Annotated in this window: 15 protein-coding genes; all 15 read left to right on the forward strand. The window is 32.4% G+C overall.

Annotation, left to right across the window (positions count from 1 at the left end; genetic code table 11):
- Positions 1–231 precede the first annotated feature (231 nt).
- The 15 genes from WBF61_RS00300 to WBF61_RS00370 all read left to right on the forward strand — a co-directional run bounded on the left by WBF61_RS00300 (position 232) and on the right by WBF61_RS00370 (position 17,284).
- Positions 232–1,176, forward strand: a complete 945-nt coding sequence (locus WBF61_RS00300) for a lactate/malate family dehydrogenase (RefSeq protein WP_424252890.1) — start codon at positions 232–234, stop codon at positions 1,174–1,176.
- An 11-nt stretch (positions 1,177–1,187) separates the two neighbouring features.
- The gene (locus tag WBF61_RS00305; RefSeq protein ID WP_424252892.1) at positions 1,188–1,475 is read left to right on the forward strand and encodes a UPF0223 family protein; all 288 of its coding nucleotides are present in this window, start codon (positions 1,188–1,190) and stop codon (positions 1,473–1,475) included.
- 55 nt (positions 1,476–1,530) lie between these two features.
- On the forward strand, positions 1,531–2,322 hold the full coding sequence (locus WBF61_RS00310; protein WP_424252894.1) for an inositol monophosphatase family protein: 792 nt from the start codon (positions 1,531–1,533) through the stop codon (positions 2,320–2,322).
- A 262-nt stretch (positions 2,323–2,584) separates the two neighbouring features.
- Positions 2,585–4,429: a translational GTPase TypA gene (gene typA / locus WBF61_RS00315; protein ID WP_424252896.1), complete on the forward strand. Its 1,845-nt coding sequence runs from the start codon at positions 2,585–2,587 to the stop codon at positions 4,427–4,429.
- Between the two features lie 176 nt (positions 4,430–4,605).
- On the forward strand, positions 4,606–4,887 hold the full coding sequence (locus WBF61_RS00320; RefSeq protein WP_424252898.1) for a DUF1507 family protein: 282 nt from the start codon (positions 4,606–4,608) through the stop codon (positions 4,885–4,887).
- Positions 4,888–4,927: 40 nt separating this feature from the next.
- A complete protein-coding gene (locus WBF61_RS00325) occupies positions 4,928–6,085 on the forward strand; it encodes an FtsW/RodA/SpoVE family cell cycle protein (RefSeq protein ID WP_424252900.1) in 1,158 nt (385 codons plus the stop codon).
- Positions 6,086–6,163: 78 nt separating this feature from the next.
- Positions 6,164–9,595, forward strand: coding sequence for a pyruvate carboxylase (locus WBF61_RS00330; protein WP_424252902.1), 3,432 nt, complete (start codon positions 6,164–6,166; stop codon positions 9,593–9,595).
- A 24-nt stretch (positions 9,596–9,619) separates the two neighbouring features.
- Entirely contained in the window at positions 9,620–10,780 is a 1,161-nt protein-coding gene (locus WBF61_RS00335) for a CAP-associated domain-containing protein (protein WP_424252904.1), read from the forward strand.
- A gap of 88 nt (positions 10,781–10,868) precedes the next feature.
- Positions 10,869–11,159, forward strand: a complete 291-nt coding sequence (locus tag WBF61_RS00340; protein ID WP_424253016.1) for a DUF2129 domain-containing protein — start codon at positions 10,869–10,871, stop codon at positions 11,157–11,159.
- 110 nt (positions 11,160–11,269) lie between these two features.
- On the forward strand, positions 11,270–11,845 hold the full coding sequence (rsmD, locus tag WBF61_RS00345) for a 16S rRNA (guanine(966)-N(2))-methyltransferase RsmD (protein ID WP_424252906.1): 576 nt from the start codon (positions 11,270–11,272) through the stop codon (positions 11,843–11,845).
- Positions 11,838–12,338, forward strand: a complete 501-nt coding sequence (gene coaD, locus WBF61_RS00350) for a pantetheine-phosphate adenylyltransferase (protein ID WP_424252908.1) — start codon at positions 11,838–11,840, stop codon at positions 12,336–12,338. Before rsmD ends, coaD begins: the two co-directional genes overlap by 8 nt.
- A gap of 38 nt (positions 12,339–12,376) precedes the next feature.
- Positions 12,377–13,420 carry a SepM family pheromone-processing serine protease gene (locus WBF61_RS00355; protein WP_424252910.1) on the forward strand — a complete coding sequence of 348 codons (1,044 nt, stop codon included), beginning with the start codon at positions 12,377–12,379 and terminating at the stop codon, positions 13,418–13,420.
- A 139-nt stretch (positions 13,421–13,559) separates the two neighbouring features.
- The gene (locus WBF61_RS00360) at positions 13,560–14,288 is read left to right on the forward strand and encodes a helix-hairpin-helix domain-containing protein (RefSeq protein ID WP_424252912.1); all 729 of its coding nucleotides are present in this window, start codon (positions 13,560–13,562) and stop codon (positions 14,286–14,288) included.
- Positions 14,289–14,402: 114 nt separating this feature from the next.
- Positions 14,403–14,861, forward strand: coding sequence for a ComE operon protein 2 (locus tag WBF61_RS00365; protein ID WP_424252914.1), 459 nt, complete (start codon positions 14,403–14,405; stop codon positions 14,859–14,861).
- Between the two features lie 71 nt (positions 14,862–14,932).
- A complete protein-coding gene (locus WBF61_RS00370) occupies positions 14,933–17,284 on the forward strand; it encodes a DNA internalization-related competence protein ComEC/Rec2 (RefSeq protein WP_424252916.1) in 2,352 nt (783 codons plus the stop codon).
- The last annotated feature ends 29 nt before the right edge of the window (positions 17,285–17,313 follow it).

A 17,313-nucleotide genomic window follows, 5' to 3' on the forward strand; every position in this document is an offset into this window, starting at 1 on the left:
CGTAAGGTGAATGATAGGAGCCGTATGAATTGAGAGGTTCACGTACGGTTCTGTGAGAGCATTAAGGTGAAATTCCTTAGTGCTACTCGACTGAGAGGTCGGAGCCGCGAGGCTCCTCCTACTCGATATATATTACAAAAAAATTGTTAAAAATTTGTTATAATAATTAGATAGATAACAGTCTTTCTTAATTTGTGTATAGAAATAAAAAAGTATAATGGAGGGATTTTAGTGAATAAGAGACAAGAAAAAAAAATAATTGTTGTAGGTACAGATGAAACAAGTTATCAATTTGCGTTCTTAAGTATGTTAAAATTAGAACCAGTAGAAGTAAAGTTTTATCAACTGCCTTCTTTAGAAGAGAATAAAATACGGGACTTACAGTTTTCTTCTTATTTTTCATCAGAATGTTCTTTTTCTATCGCTAATACAAAAGACTTTCTTTCTACTGATTTATTAGTTATAACGGCACACGAAGAAAGAAAGATAGATGAATCAAATGATGCTTATACTAGAAGAAATATATTATTAGTGCGTAAAGTTATAAAAAAAGCTATGGCAAACGGATTTAGTGGATTAGTTTTAATTGCTACAGAACCAACAGATATATTTACTTATCTTGTCTGGAAATTTTCGGGTCTTCCTAAAGAAAAAATAATTGGACTAGGTACTTATATTGATTCTAATTTATTCAGACAATTGCTAAGTAAGAAGTTAGGAGTTTCTTCCAGAGATGTTAATGCTTTTATTGTTGGAGGAAGTTCAAAGCAAAGCAGAGTAACAACTTGGAGTCGTTCTAATATTGGAGGCAATCCGATTTTAGGTTTAATGATGGATAAGAAAAATAATTTTAATCAAAATGATAGAATTAATATTGAATCTTTTCTTTCAGAAAGAGACTTATTTTCAAGAGAAACAAATTCTTATTTTACAACGGCATCCGCCTTAATTGAATTATCTAAATTTATATTTAATGATGAGAAAGTATTGGTTACGTTGACGCACCTAGTTAACATAGCTGATTTAGTAAATATTCCATTATCTATGCCTGTATTGTTAGGGGGAGATGGTGTTACTAAGATATCTGAACTTAGTTTCTCGGATTCGGAAAAAAAAGAATTGCTTAAAGTTGCAAAAGAAACACGCGAATATTTAGATTGGATAGAAAAAGGATAGAGGAGAAGATAATGGAAAATAAAAGTTATAGTTATCCAATGGATTATGATTGGACAAAAGAAGAAATGACGAAGGTTATAAACTTATGGAGAGCTGTTGAGTTGGCGTATGAAATAGGAATAAATAAAGAAGAGTTTTTAATAGTATATCGTAAATTTAAAGAGGTTATTCCTTCAATTGGAGAAGAAAAAAAATGGAGTCGTCAATTTGAATCTATTTCAGGTTATTCTGTCTATGCAGTACACCAAGAAGCTAAGAAGACAAATAAAAAAATGATTTTTATGGATAAAAGCAAATAATTAGAAAATAAAAATTAAACATGTTAACTTATTTCATGAGAGAGGGAGTGAGTCCTTGAATCAATTAACTAAGCGAAAGCAATTAATAAAAGATTGGATTTATGAAGCTGCTGATAAAAGTAAACAATCTTTCAATCAAACTATTAATATAGAAGAAAAAACAAATCGTACAGATTTAGTAACCAATATTGATAAAGAAATTGAACAATTTTTTATTGAGAAGATAAACGCTCATTTTCCTGATGAAAGAATTTTAGGAGAAGAAGGATCAGGTCATCAGTTTACGGATTTAAAAGGTGTTGTATGGGTAATAGATCCTATTGATGGAACTTTAAATTTTGTAAAACAACAATATGACTTTGCTATTATGGTTAGTGTTTATAAGGATGGAGTAGGGTATCTAGGTTATATATACGATGTAATGAAAAATGAGCTTTATTTTGCATCAAAAAATCAAGGCGCTTATCTAAATGATAAACCTTTAAAAAAAGTAGAAGATACTCCTCTGAGAGAAGGGCTAGTAGCGATAAGTCATCGTTTAATGACAAGTAAAATAAATGATGACGCTAGGGAAATTGGTAGAGCTAGCAGTGGAGTGCGTATGATTGGATCAGCAGGACTTGAAACAACACGCGTAGCAACTGGGAAACTGGTGGCTTATATTGGAGCGTCTTTAGCTCCGTGGGATATTGGCGCTGGAAAAGTCATAGCAGAGGAATTGGGCTTAATTTATACACAGCTAAATGGGGAAGAAATTGACATGTTGAAATACAATAAAACAATTGTGGCAACACCATCTGCTCATAAAGAAATAAGGATGAACTATATCTCTAAAACAGAAAAATAGCTGAGTCAAATAAAGCGTTTTCATCAAAAGGATTAAAAAAAATTTCGATATCACAAACTTTTTTCTTTGCAATCTTTTGTTTTAGTGTTAAACTGTACAAGTTGATAGTTGTCTTCATAAGTTTTCAATGCGTTTTCATTCTGAAATGAGCAGAAACTTATGAAAAGTTCAAGTGCATAAATTGGATTGAATAATGTTCATTTTGATAGATAGCGAATCAGAAGTATTGAAATAATGACAAGAATCATGGAGGAATTTAGTAATGAAAAGAAGAGAAGATCTTAGAAACGTAGCTATTATTGCCCACGTCGATCACGGTAAAACAACATTAGTGGATGAATTATTGAAACAATCAGACACTTTACATTCTCATAATAAATTGGCTGAACGTGCAATGGATTCAAATGCCATTGAACAAGAACGTGGTATTACAATCTTAGCTAAAAATACAGCTGTTAAATACAAAGACACTCACATCAATATCTTGGATACACCAGGACATGCTGACTTTGGTGGAGAAGTAGAACGTATCATGAAAATGGTTGATGGTGTAGTTTTAGTTGTCGATTCTTATGAAGGTACAATGCCTCAAACAAGATTTGTATTGAAAAAAGCGTTAGAACAAAAATTAGTCCCAATCGTAGTTGTAAACAAAATTGATAAAGATGCAGCTCGTCCAGCAGAAGTTGTTGACGAAGTATTAGAATTATTTATTGAATTAGGTGCTGATGATGAACAACTAGAATTCCCAGTTATCTACGCTTCAGCTATGAATGGTACTAGTAGTTTTTCTGACGACAAAGAGGATCAAGAAAACACAATGAACTATATCTTTGACACAATTATCAAAGAAATCCCTGCTCCAATTGATAACTCAGATGAACCTTTACAATTCCAAGTTTCACTTTTAGATTATAGTGATTATGTAGGTAGAATTGGTATTGGTCGCGTATTCCGTGGGAAAATTAAAGTTGGAGACAGCGTTACATTAAGTAAATTAGACGGGTCTACTAAGAATTTCCGTGTTACAAAATTACTTGGTTTCTTCGGTCTAGATCGTGTAGAAATTAATGAAGCAAAAGCAGGAGATTTGATTGCCGTTTCTGGTATGGAAGATATCTTTGTTGGAGAAACTGTAACGCCCACAAATCATGTTGATCCTTTACCAGTATTACACATCGATGAGCCTACATTACAAATGACATTCTTAGTAAATAATTCACCTTTCGCTGGACGCGAAGGCAAATGGGTAACTTCACGTAAAATTGAAGACCGTTTGATGTCTGAATTGCATACAGATGTTTCTATGCGTGTTGAAAACACAGCATCTCCTGATGCTTGGATTGTATCTGGACGTGGTGAACTTCACTTGGCAATTCTAATAGAAAATATGCGTCGTGAAGGTTATGAATTACAAGTATCTCGTCCTGAAGTTATTTTACGTGACTTTAATGGGGTTCAATGTGAACCTTTTGAGTTAGTTCAAATTGATACTCCTGAAGAATATATGGGATCAATCATTGAGTCATTGAGTGCTCGTAAAGGCGAAATGCAAGATATGATTAACAATGGTAATGGACAAGTTAAACTAACTTTCCTAGCTCCAGCTCGAGGTCTGATTGGTTATTCTACAGAATTCCTTTCAATGACAAGAGGATACGGAATTATGAACCATACTTTTGACCAATATTTACCACGTTTAAAAACTAAGATTGGTGGACGTCGTAATGGAGCTTTAGTTTCAACTGAAACTGGAAAAGCTACAACTTATGGTATCATGGGTGTTGAGGATAGAGGAACAATCTTTATCGAACCAACAACTGAAATCTATGAAGGAATGATTGTTGGAGAAAACTCTCGTGAAAATGACATTACTGTTAACATCACGAAAGCTAAACAAAAGACCAATGTTCGTTCTGCTAATAAAGACCAAACAAACGTTATAAAAGCTCCTCGTCATTTGACTTTAGAAGAATCACTAGAATTCTTAGGTGAAGATGAGTATTGTGAAATCACTCCAGAAAGCATTCGTTTACGTAAGCAAATTTTAAACAAAAACGAACGTGAAAAATCAGCTAAAAAAAATAAAGCCTCTCAAATAGGCTAATACCTTTTAAAAGACTATCTAATGAATATATAATTCATCAGATAGTCTTTTTTTTACTTTTAATTAAAAACCATTAAATGTTGAACCTAGTTTTATCAGAATACAGATGGTTTCGTATTGTTGGATGAGCATATTGTTGATATAATGAAAATGTTAGACTAAAGGAGGAAGATTTTATGCTGAATAATGTTCAAAAAAAAGAGGCTTTAGATGTCTTATTAGATGATGCTACAAAAATCTTTCAACTCATTGATAATCAGAAAAATCAGTTATGTCTCACTGAATGTCCAGCTTTTAACGAGATTGTTGATACTCAAATGTTTGGTTTGTCGAAAGAAATATCTTTTGCAAAAAAAATAGGAGCAATCCATTCAGATGAAGGAGATCGCATACTAAGTGACTTGGAAAAAAAATTAAATGATTTGTATGTAAAGGCTTATGATGAAAAAAAAAGATAGAATGATAAAGGGGGCCTTGGGCTTCAATTAAGCCGATAATATGATTAAAAAATTTAAGTATTTAGACCAGTTTATTTTTATTCCTTATTTTATTTTATCTATATTTGGTACTTTAATGGTTTATAGTGCGAGTAGTTATGTTGCCATTGGTCAAGACAAAAATCCAGAGTTTTATTTTATTAAACAAGCTGTTTTTGTGTGTATAGGATTTCTTATTAGTCTGTTTATTTTTGCTTTAAAGTACACAGCTTTAAAACAAAAAAAATTAATCATGAATGCTATCTTAGTGATAGTAGGTCTTTTGATTTATTTACTTATTTTTGGTAAAGAAATTAACGGAGCAAAAGGGTGGCTTGATATTGGACCAGTTGGGATACAACCAGCTGAATTCGCTAAAATATCGGTGATATGGTATTTTGCTTATATCTTTTCTAGAAGACAACAACAAATTGTTCGTGATTTTTGGTCCTCGATGAAACAACCTGCATTTTTATTTGCTGTTATTCTTTTATTGATTGCTATACAACCAGATATTGGAGGAGCAGCTATCATTTTATTTATTGGGATAATCATGATTTTTGCTAGTGGAGTATCTACCAAATTGGGTATCACTATGGGAGCTTTAGGTATTGCAATCATTCTTGGTGTAGTTGAATTAGTGAGGGTTTTCGGGACCAAACTCCCTTTTTTACAACCGTATCAATACGATCGTTTTGTTGCCTTTTGGGATCCGTTTGAAGTTTCTGAAAGTGCGGGACTTCAATTAGTTAATTCTTATTATGCTTTAAGTAGAGGTGGTCTCTTTGGGGTTGGAATTGGAGAAAGTGTTCAAAAAACAGGATATTTACCCGAGCCCTATACGGATTTTATAATTTCAATCTTAGGAGAAGAGTTAGGACTCGTAGGAGTAATAGTTGTTCTATCTCTTTTTAGTTTTTTAGTTTTGAGAATCTATTTAATTGGTATTCGCACAAAAGATCCTTTTGGTTCTTTAATGTGTATTGGAATAGCTACCATGTTTTTAATTCAAGCTTCAATCAATTTAGGAGGGGTCTTAGGGCTTATGCCTATTACAGGAGTAACATTCCCTTTTATTAGTTATGGTGGTTCGAGTACGATAGTATTAACCATTTCAATCGGATTAGTCTTAAATGTTAGCGCAATGAACAGAAAACAAGAAATTGAAGATAATAATTAACGAAAATGAAAAAAATAATAAGTTATAATACGAAAAATAGTATAGATGAACAAAAACTGTTAAATTAGGAGCGATATAATGAAAAAAGTATTAGTAGCTAACCGAGGAGAAATAGCCATTCGAATATTTCGTGCTTTGACAGAACTTCATATTGGAACAGTTGCTGTTTATTCGCAAGAAGATGAAGGTTCTGTTCATCGGTTTAAGGCTGATGAAGCATATTTGGTGGGAGCAGGAAAAAAACCAATAGAGGCTTATTTAGATATTGAAGACATGATTCGTATAGCAAAAGATTCGAATGCAGATGCGATTCATCCTGGATACGGCTTTTTATCTGAGAATTTAAATTTTGCTAAACGATGTAAAGAAGAAGGGATTATTTTTATTGGTCCAGAGATACATCATTTAGACATTTTTGGAGATAAACTTAAAGCTAAAGAAGCAGCTATTTCTGCAGGTATAAAATCTATACCTGGATCTGAAGGACCAGTATTAAATGTTGAAGAAGTCCAAGCATTTGGAGAAACATTTGGGTATCCTATTATGATAAAAGCAGCGTTAGGTGGTGGCGGTCGTGGGATGCGGGTAGCCTATTCAGTTGATGAAGTAAAAGATAGTTTTGAAAGAGCACGTAGTGAAGCGAAGGCAGCTTTTGGAAATGATGATATCTACGTAGAACGCTATATTGAAGATCCTAAACACATCGAAGTTCAAATATTAGGAGACATTCACGGAAATATCGTTCATTTATACGAGCGCGATTGTTCAGTGCAACGCCGACACCAAAAAGTGGTTGAAGTTGCACCGTGCGTTTCTATACCAGATGAGTTACGCCTGGAAATGTGTGAATCTGCTGTTCAATTAATGGAGCATGTTGGATACGTTAATGCTGGGACCGTTGAATTTTTACTTGAAGGTGATGAATTTTACTTTATTGAGGTTAACCCGAGAGTGCAAGTAGAACATACAATTACAGAATTAATTACAGGCATCGACATTGTTCAAGCTCAAATTTTAATTTCTCAAGGAAAAGATTTGCATAAAGAAATGAATATTCCAAATCAGGAAAATATTCCTTTAATGGGTGCGGCTATTCAATGTCGAATAACAACGGAAGATCCCTTAAACGGGTTTTTACCTGATACAGGTAAAATAGACACTTATCGTTCTCCAGGTGGATTTGGCATACGCCTAGATGCTGGCAATGGATTTCAAGGAAGCGTTGTTTCTCCCTTTTTTGATTCTTTATTAGTTAAGGTTTGTACACATGCTTCTACATTTGAATTAGCGGCTCAAAAAATGACGCGCTCATTAAGAGAATTTCGTATACGTGGTGTAAAAACTAACATTCCGTTTATGGACAATGTTATTTCTCATCCCGTTTTCCTTTCAGGAGAAGCGAAAACGACATTTATTGATTCTACTCCTGAACTTTTTATATTTTCTAAAGTTCGTGATAGAGGAAATAAAACCATGAAATATATTAGTAATATAACCGTAAATGGATTTCCTGGTATTGAACAGGCTCCAAAGAAGTTTTATGAACCAGCTAGAAGACCAAAAAAATTAACGCTGTTAGATGAGACCACAGTAAATGCAAAAAGTATTTTAGATCATCAAGGTGCAGATGCAGTAGCAGAATGGGTAAAAAATACAAAAGAAGTTTTGTTAACAGATACAACTTTTAGAGATGCCCATCAAAGCTTATTAGCGACTCGCGTACGTACGCAGGATTTTTTAAATATCGCTGCTGAAACTGAAAGGGCAATACCACAATTGTTTTCTTCTGAAGTATGGGGAGGAGCTACTTTTGATGTGGCTTATCGATTTTTAAATGAAGATCCATGGGAACGTTTAAAAAAAATAAGAAAAGAAATGCCCAATACTCTTCTTCAAATGTTATTTAGAGGCTCTAATGCTGTTGGGTATCAGAACTATCCTGACAACGTTATTGAATCATTTATTCAACAGGCAGCAAAAAGTGGAGTAGATGTGTTTCGTATCTTTGATAGTCTGAATTGGATTCCTCAAATGGAGAAAAGTATTCAAGTTGTTAGAGATACGGGCAAGATAGCTGAAGCATCTATTTGTTACTCAGGGGATATTAATGATCCTTTAAGAACAAAGTATACGATTGAGTATTATAAGAATATGGCTAAAGAACTAGAAAACCAAGGAGCTCATATTGTTGCTATTAAAGATATGGCAGGGATTTTGAAACCTGAGGCAGCTTATCGTTTAATCAGTGAATTAAAAGCAACGATTGATATTCCTGTTCATTTGCATACCCATGATACAAGTGGAAATGGACTATTCACGTATGCTTTAGCAGTTAAAGCGGGTGTAGATATTGTTGATGTTGCAATGAGTGCGATGAGCAGTGCGACTAGTCAACCGAGCATGAGCAGTCTTTATTATTCACTATTAGGAACACAACGAGTTCCATCTTTAAATATTGAAAATGTACAGCAGATAAATCATTACTGGGAAGATGTTAGGACACGCTATAGTGATTTTGAAAATGGTGTAAGTGCTCCTCAAACAGAAGTTTATCAGCATGAGATGCCTGGAGGTCAATACTCTAACCTTAAACAACAAGCAAAGGCGGTTGGGTTAGAAGATAAATGGGATGAAATAAAAAAAGTATACGCACTAGTTAATCAGATGTTTGGTGATATTATTAAAGTAACTCCTTCTTCAAAAGTTGTTGGAGATATGGCATTATTTATGGTGCAAAATGAGTTGACTGAAGAAGATATATATGAACAAGGTCACTCAATTGATTTTCCAGAATCTGTTATTAGCTTCTTTATGGGTGATTTAGGTCAGCCAGTTGGTGGATTTCCAGAGAAATTACAAAAAATTGTTTTAAAAACAAATCAACCGATTACGGTTCGACCTGGAGTTTTAGCGAAGCCAATTGATATTAGCCAAACAACTATGAACTTAGCTAAACTGATTAATAAAGAGCCTTCTGATGAAGATGTGTTAAGCTACATTATGTATCCTGAAGTGTTTTTAGATTATCAAAAAAATTATGAACAATTCGGTGATGTAACAGTTTTAGACACTGCGACGTTCTTTCACGGAATGCGTACTGGTGAATCAATTGAAGTTCAGATTGAAAAAGGAAAGACGTTGATTATCAAATTAAATCAAATCGGAGAGCCAAATTCTGAAGGGAATCGTACGATGTATTTTGATTTAAATGGTCAAGGGAGAGAAGTTGTAGTAAAAGATAGAAGCGTTACAAGTACTAAAGTTATTCGCAAAAAGGCTGAACCAACTAATAAGCAACATGTTGGTGCTACAATGCCAGGTTCGATTATTGAAGTTTTAGTTTCAAAAGGAGACCGCGTTAGTCAAGGAGATCCTATCGTTATTACTGAGGCAATGAAAATGGAAACAACGATAAAAGCAACGTTTGATGGCGTAATTGATCAAATCTATGTGGAAGCGGACAACCTCATTGAAACAGGCGATTTATTAATTGAAATGATTGCTAAATAAAGATGAGTTAGGAGTATCGAATAAATGAAAACAATTTTGAGAACAATCCCTATTTTTTTGGTTTTATTAATGCTGACCTATTTTGTTCCTCAAATTATTTCTGATAGTCCTTCTGAAATTGTTACTCAAAAGAAACTTACGCCTAAATTAAGAAAAGAAAAAAGTACTGCCTCTACACCTACAATTAAACAAGAAGTATTCTCACTAACCGGAATAGGTCAGTATATGGGAAGAAAAAGCGATGCAATTAAAAAGATTTATGGCGAACCTTTACGCATCGAAACAACATCTATTGGTTATGAACGATGGATATATGGAGATAATGAAAAAGATTATTTTCAGGTAGGAGTATCTGAAGAAGATACAATTTCATCTATTTTTGTTTTAGGAACGACACTCAATCTCTCTCCATTTAAAGTAGGTATGGATATAACAGAAGTATACCAATTAGCTACTTTGTACCCTACTTTTTCTATTGACTATGATGGGGAAAAATATACGATTGAACTATCAGAAAATGATTTAAATTATCACCCATTAGTTATTTTTGAAAATGATATTTATTCAATTTTAATGATTGATAGAGAAACAAATAAAATTAATGCTATCCGTTATGTAGATAAACAAACATTATTGAAATCTGATATTTATGAAGTTTTACCACAGAATGGAATTAGTGAAAATGAAGATTTAAAAATAGAAATTGAGACTATCAATAAAGAAAAAACAAAAGAGATTGAGATTACACTTAATGCACTCAGGAAACGGTATGATCTTCCTGAGTTATCTTATAGTGTTGAGCTTTCGTTAATGGCTGAAAATATCTTTCTTAGTCAAAATGAATCTAGTTCAAAACAGCTAAGTGAGGAAGAACTAACTCAAACTGAGAGCTCAGAGAAAGTAGATTCGCCAAATGAAAATAAAAATTTTGAAGAAGCCAATCTTCCAGTTTTAACGAATCAGGATATTCAAGACTATTTAAAAATGAATAAAATGTCCTTAGCAGACCCCCGCGTTGTTTACTCTAATCAATTTACTGATGCCACTTGGCTGATAACCTATTGGTTTAGCCTAGAGAATCAACGTTCAATTTTAACAGATCCTTCGATGAAAAGATTTGGCTTTGCTTTTCGTGGAGAAGAGGTTATGTTTATATTAGATAAAGAAGAGGATTATGAGGAATAAATACGGTATAAGGAAAGGAGGATGCTAATTGGAACTCACATTAAACGAAAGACAAGGTATAGTGGTTTGGGTTTATAGTTTAAGACATATGAAAACTCTCAAACGTTTTGGTTTGATTCACTATGTATCAAAACGAATGAAATATGTTGTCATCTATGTAAATCGTACAGAGTTAGAAACAACTGTTCGTAAACTCAAAGAATTACATTTTGTAAGACAAGTAGAACAATCTTACAGACCACTAATTAATATGGATTTTAAAGAAGTTCTTAAAAAAACATCTCCTAGAAAAGAAGTCGGAGAAGTTGAAGAAGATGAGAAACAATCGCTTCATTGTAGTAATCCTAGTTTAAAAAAAATTGAGGCAAAAAGTAATTAATTGAATGAAAAAAGTATTCAAAAATAATCACACAGATTAAAGAGGGGGGGATTCATGTTCCAACCTCTTTTTTTAAAGAAAATAAAAAGTAAAGAAGGATTGGTGTTTTAATGAGAGTTATTTCTGGTAATTATGGCGGAAGAAAACTAAAGTCTGTTCCAGGTGAGGGAACAAGACCAACATCTGATAAAGTAAAAGAATCTATATTTAACATTATCGGGCCTTATTTTGATGGAGGGAATTGTTTAGATTTATTTGCTGGCAGTGGTGGTTTATCTATCGAGGCTATCTCTAGAGGAATGGATCATGCAGTGCTCGTTGATAGAGATATTTCTGCAATTAAGATTATAAAAGAGAATATTGAAATGACTAAAGAAAAGAATAAATTTGATGTTTATCGAAGTGATGCTAATCGTTCTATTGAAATGTTAGCAGCCAAAAATAGTCAATTCGATGTCCTTTTTATAGATCCACCTTATTTTGAACAAGAAATTGTTAAACAACTTGAAAAAATCATGTCTTTAAATTTATTAGCGGATAAAGCAATCATTATTTGCGAGGTTGGGAGAAAAGTTGATTTACCAAACGAAATTAGCTTAGCTAAACAATTTAGATCCACTGTTTATGGGGCTAGTAAAATAGTATTGTACGAAGTTTTTATTGAGGGAGAGAATAAGAATGATTAGAAAAGCTCTTTTTCCAGGAAGTTTTGATCCTTTAACAAATGGACACCTTGATACTATTAATCGTTCTGCTACATTATTTGATCATGTGTTTGTAGCGGTATCTACAAATACATCAAAAAAAAATTTGTTTGATGTAAATGAAAAAATAGAGTTAATTCAATTAGCAATAAACCATCTAGATAATGTTTCGGTAATTGAACACACAGATGGTTTGACGGTAGATTTAGCAAAAAAAGTTGGAGCAGACGTACTCATTAGAGGTTTACGTAATGCGGAAGATTTTGAATATGAAATGAATATTGCCGCAATGAATAAAATACAGAATCCAGATATTGAGACCATTATTTTAATGGCTTCACAACAGCATAGATTTTTGAGTTCGAGCTTAATTAAAGAAGTTTCTTTTTTTGGTGGGGATATTTCAAAATTAGTCCCTCCAGATGTTGATAGAGCTATTAGAGAAAAGTATTCTGTTCTTAAATTAGAAAAATAAAAACTATTAGAATAAAAGTTATGTAGAGGATGAGTTCAATGAAGAACAAAAAAAATACGAAACGTATTATTTGGTTCGTACTTATTCTTGTGATTGTTTTGGGATTAGTCGTACCTTTGCCTTATTATATCGAATCTCCTGGATCAGCTATTCGTTTATCTGAATTAATTAAAGTTGACGATAAAGCGGATGAAAATCCAGGTAGTTTTATGTTAACCACAGTCTCTATTCGTAGAGCTACCCCATTAACCTACTTTACAAAGTATTTACCTTTTCATGAAGGTGTAACTGAAAAAGAGCTTCTGGGTATGACTGAATCAGATGAAGAATATGAAAACTTGCAAAAATATTTTATGGAGAGTTCAATTAATGCAGCCATTGAATTAGCCTATAAAACTGCAGGAGAATCCTACAAAGTAACTTACAAAGGTATTTATGTTATGTCTGTTTTACCAAAATCAAATTTTTCAGGGAAAATACTTGTTGGAGATACAATAGTAGCTTTAGATGATCAAAAATTTAAGAGTTCTGCTGAATTTATTGACTACGTGAAAAATAAGAAACCTGGACAAACGATAGAGGTAACTTACCAACGTAATGGCACAACTAAAACTATTGCTGCACCGTTAATGCAAATAGAGCAAACTAATCTTCCCGGATTAGGTATTAGTTTAGTAGATCATACTTCAATAGAAACAGATATACCTGTTTCTGTTGATTCGGATGAAATAGGAGGCCCCTCAGCAGGATTCATGTTTGCTTTGCAAATATACTCTCAGCTAACCAATCAAAATTTGCGGAAAAACAATGAAATTGCAGGTACAGGTACAATTTCTCCAGAGGGAACAATTGGAAGAATAGGCGGTATTAATAAAAAAGTTGTTGCTGCCAGTAAAGAAGGAGCTACTATATTTTTTGCACCAGATGATTCTATAGATCCTACGGTTAAAAAAAATTACCCTCAGTTGCAATCAAATTATGAAGAAGCCCTAGATGCTGCTGAAAAAATAAATACTGATATAAAAATTGTTCCAATTAAAAATTTTCAAGATGCTATTGATTATTTAAATAAAATAAAATAAGCAACCAAACTTCTTAGGATAGATAACAATTCCTAAGAAGTTTATTTTTTATCATTTATAAAAATTAAAAAACGTATCCGTTCTATCACTGCGGATAATCTATTAGAGACACGATAAATAGAAAGGAGTGCGCTAATTTATGTATGATCTGATAAAAGAATGGTTATCGGAGAGAAGAATCATAGTTGCAATTACGACAATTTTTATACTTTTGCTAGTTATAATACTATTGATTTTTAGCCTTCTCTCTAGTCCAAGAAAATCAGATTTAGCGAATGAGTCCTTAGGTGATTACTACATGAGCAATCCTTCTGAATTACAAAGCAACATAGGTTCGAATAAGAATAATGAAGAATTACTTTTAGAAAGTAATATAGAGGTAGAAAAGTATATTTTTGTTGATATAAAAGGAGCTATTAAATCACCAGGAGTTTATGAAATAACCTCAGAAACACGTTTGACTGACGTTATTACTATGGCAGGAGGGTTTTTAACTACAGCTGATCAAAGTATGGTTAACCTTTCTCAAAAGCTAACAGATCAAATGATGATTACAATACCAACGATTGGAGTAGAAGCAGAAAAAGAAGACGAAGAAGCAAGTGAAAGAGAGGAAATAGCACCAGTAGTTGTCAGCATACCAACCGAAACAAAGGTTACGGAGATAGGAAAAGTAAATTTAAATACAGCAGATATGACTCAATTACAAACATTGACAGGTATTGGAGAAAAAAAAGCTGAACGAATTTTAGAATATAGACAAGAACATGGTTCGTTTAAATCAATAGATGAATTAAAAGAGGTTTCTGGTATTGGCGATAAAACATTCGAAGTATTGGCTGATTCTATTAGTGTGGGCATAGATTAATTTTTTAATGAAAGATTGAAAAGATACAAAAGCTTTTGTATACTGATAGAAATATAGACTAGACTATCAATTATTATATTATAACTAAATCAGATTAGATTGGAGGAAATAGTAATGGTAGAAAGAATTCCGTGGAATCAATATTTCATGTCACAAAGCTTATTGCTTTCTTTAAGAAGCACATGTACTAGGCTGACAGTTGGTGCTACGATAGTTAGAGAAAGAAGAATTATTGCTGGTGGGTATAATGGCTCTGTAAGCGGGGACAAGCATTGTATCGATGAAGGATGCTATGTTGTTGAAGGACATTGTCTTCGAACGATACATGCTGAAATGAACGCAATTTTACAGTGTGCAAAGTTTGGTGCACAAACAGAAGGCGCAGAAATCTATGTAACTCATTTTCCCTGTCTTCAGTGCACAAAAATGATTCTTCAAGCAGGTATAAATAAAATATATTATTTAGAAGATTATCATAATAATGACTATGCATTAAAGCTGATTGAACAAGCCCAAGTTCAATGTGAAAAAGTTTTTTTATCAGAACACTTTTTCAAAGAATTAGAATTTTAGCCTATGACTTTTTTTACAAAAATCGCTATACACAGAATCATTATCTAATTTAAAAAATGAGAAGTTATTTCTTGTTTTCGGCCATACTTTGTCTTGTTGGTTCTTTATTAATTTTAACATCAGCGTCTTGGATAACAGTAGCTCTTTTCATTTATTTCTTACTCCGTATTTTTGCGACAAAAAGAAAACAATTAATTATAGGATCGTTACTTTTAACTGGTCTTATTATTCTATCTACTAGTTTTCATCAGTGGACGAATACGACAGATTTAACACCTCAAGATCATACATTTATAATAAAAGTCACACCTGATCAAATTAAAATAGATGGAGATCAACTTCAATTTGATGGGATAATCAAACAGACAAATCATCATACTAAATTTTCTGAAAAAATTGTTGTCTTTTATACACTCCAATCGCTAGAAGAGAAAAACATGTGGGAGTCACAGGATAAATCAATTATGGTTACCATCACGGGTAAGTTAGAAATACCAGGAGAGAATAGAAATCAATATCAATTTAGTTACCAATCCTATCTATACCATAAAAAAATTCATTGGATTTTAATGGCAGATACTATTCATTCTATAGAACAACCTAAGCTATCTGTTTTAAATAAAGTTGCGCCAAAAAACATGAGAAGTAAAATCTTAAAATATATTGATGAAAAGATGACAATAAAAACATCTCAATATATGAAGACGCTTCTTTTTGCTGATTTAGGTTCTTTTGATAAGGCAACGGTACAGCAGTTTAAAAAAATAGGAATTATACATTTATTGAGTATTTCTGGTTTACATATACAATTTTTTTTAACAGGTTTAGTTTATTTGTTATGGAGAATTGGCCTCACTAAAGAGAAAACTGTATATATAATGTTAATTCTTTTGCCTTTTTACGGAAATTTAACAGGGTGGGGAACAAGCGTATATCGAGCAATCATAATGGCCCTTATTTTATTGATAAGTTCATATTTAAAAATAATTATCTCTAGTTTAGATGCTTGGTCGTGGACGTTGATATCGACTCTAATTATTAATCCCTATCAAGTTTTTTCGATAGGTTTTCAATTAAGTTATCTTTTAAGCTTTATTTTATTGATTTTGACACAAACATATTTTACTATACCAAGACATCCACTTTATTTAAATTTCACAATTTCATTTATTTTGATGTTAGTTTCAATACCAATTTTATCCTACCATTTTTTTGAATTTTCATGGATTGGAGTTTTTTCTAATTTATTATTTGTTCCTCTTTTTACCTGGATATTATTGCCTGTTTTTATTTTATTGTTATTTTTATCTGTTCTATTTTATTCAAGTCCCTTTTTTCAACATACTTTAGTAAGTTTAGAAAATTTTTTAACAATTATTGAAAAAATTGTAGAAAAAATAAGTAACTTACCATTTATTACAATAATAACTGGTAGAGTACCTATTTTTTTAACTTTTATATTTATTATTTCTTTAATCTTTTTTATTCTATCTTTAGAAACAGATGGAAAGAATAATAAAATGCGAATAAGGAGTATTATTCTATTAATGACTTCTTTATTATTGTTTAGCTGTTACCAGCGTTATTCGCCATATGATAAAGTAATAGTAATTGATGTTGGACAAGGAGATGCACTACTAGTAAAAGAATCATTTGGTAAGGGAAGCTATTTAATCGATACTGGTGGGTCTTTAACTTTTGAAAAAAAGAAATGGCAAGAGAAAAAGAACCCATCTTCAATAGCAGAACGAATAGTTATACCTTCATTAAAATCTCAAGGAATATCTAGCTTAGATAAAGTTCTGATTTCTCATGGGGATGAAGATCACTATGGCGCATTATTAGAGATGACACAATCAATTAAAGTTAAAGAATTATTATTCCCAATAGGAGCACTAACTAAACCGTCCTTTCAAAACACTGTTTTAAAGATAGCTAATTCAGAGACGTCTATTCGTGAAATTAAAGCTTCGAGAAATGCTTTAACCTATGTCACTCCAAGTTTAGCTATATTATGGCCATTAACTCAAGGAGAAGGAGAAAATAATGATTCTATGGTTTTACATGGCAAAATAGGCTCCTATTATTGGTTGTTTACAGGTGATATTGAAGAGGGAGAAAAACAATTAATCCGAGAATATCCTAATCTAAAAGTAGATGTTTTAAAAGTAGCACACCACGGAAGTAAAACATCTTCTAGTGAAGATTTTCTAAATAACATACAACCAAGCTATGCGATAATTTCTTGTGGACTGAACAATCGTTACAACCATCCTAATTCAGAAGTAATTAATCGGATAAGCAATAAAAATACGCATATTTATCGAACAGATATGAGTGGAGCTATTCATTATGAATATTTAAAGATAGGGAAATGGGTGGTTAAAGAATCTTTTCACACGTTAATTGAAAGTAAAGATTGATTGAGCTTGCAAAATATATTTAAGATTTG

Source organism: Carnobacterium sp. (assembly GCF_049673005.1).
Lineage (GTDB): Bacteria > Bacillota > Bacilli > Lactobacillales > Carnobacteriaceae > Carnobacterium_A.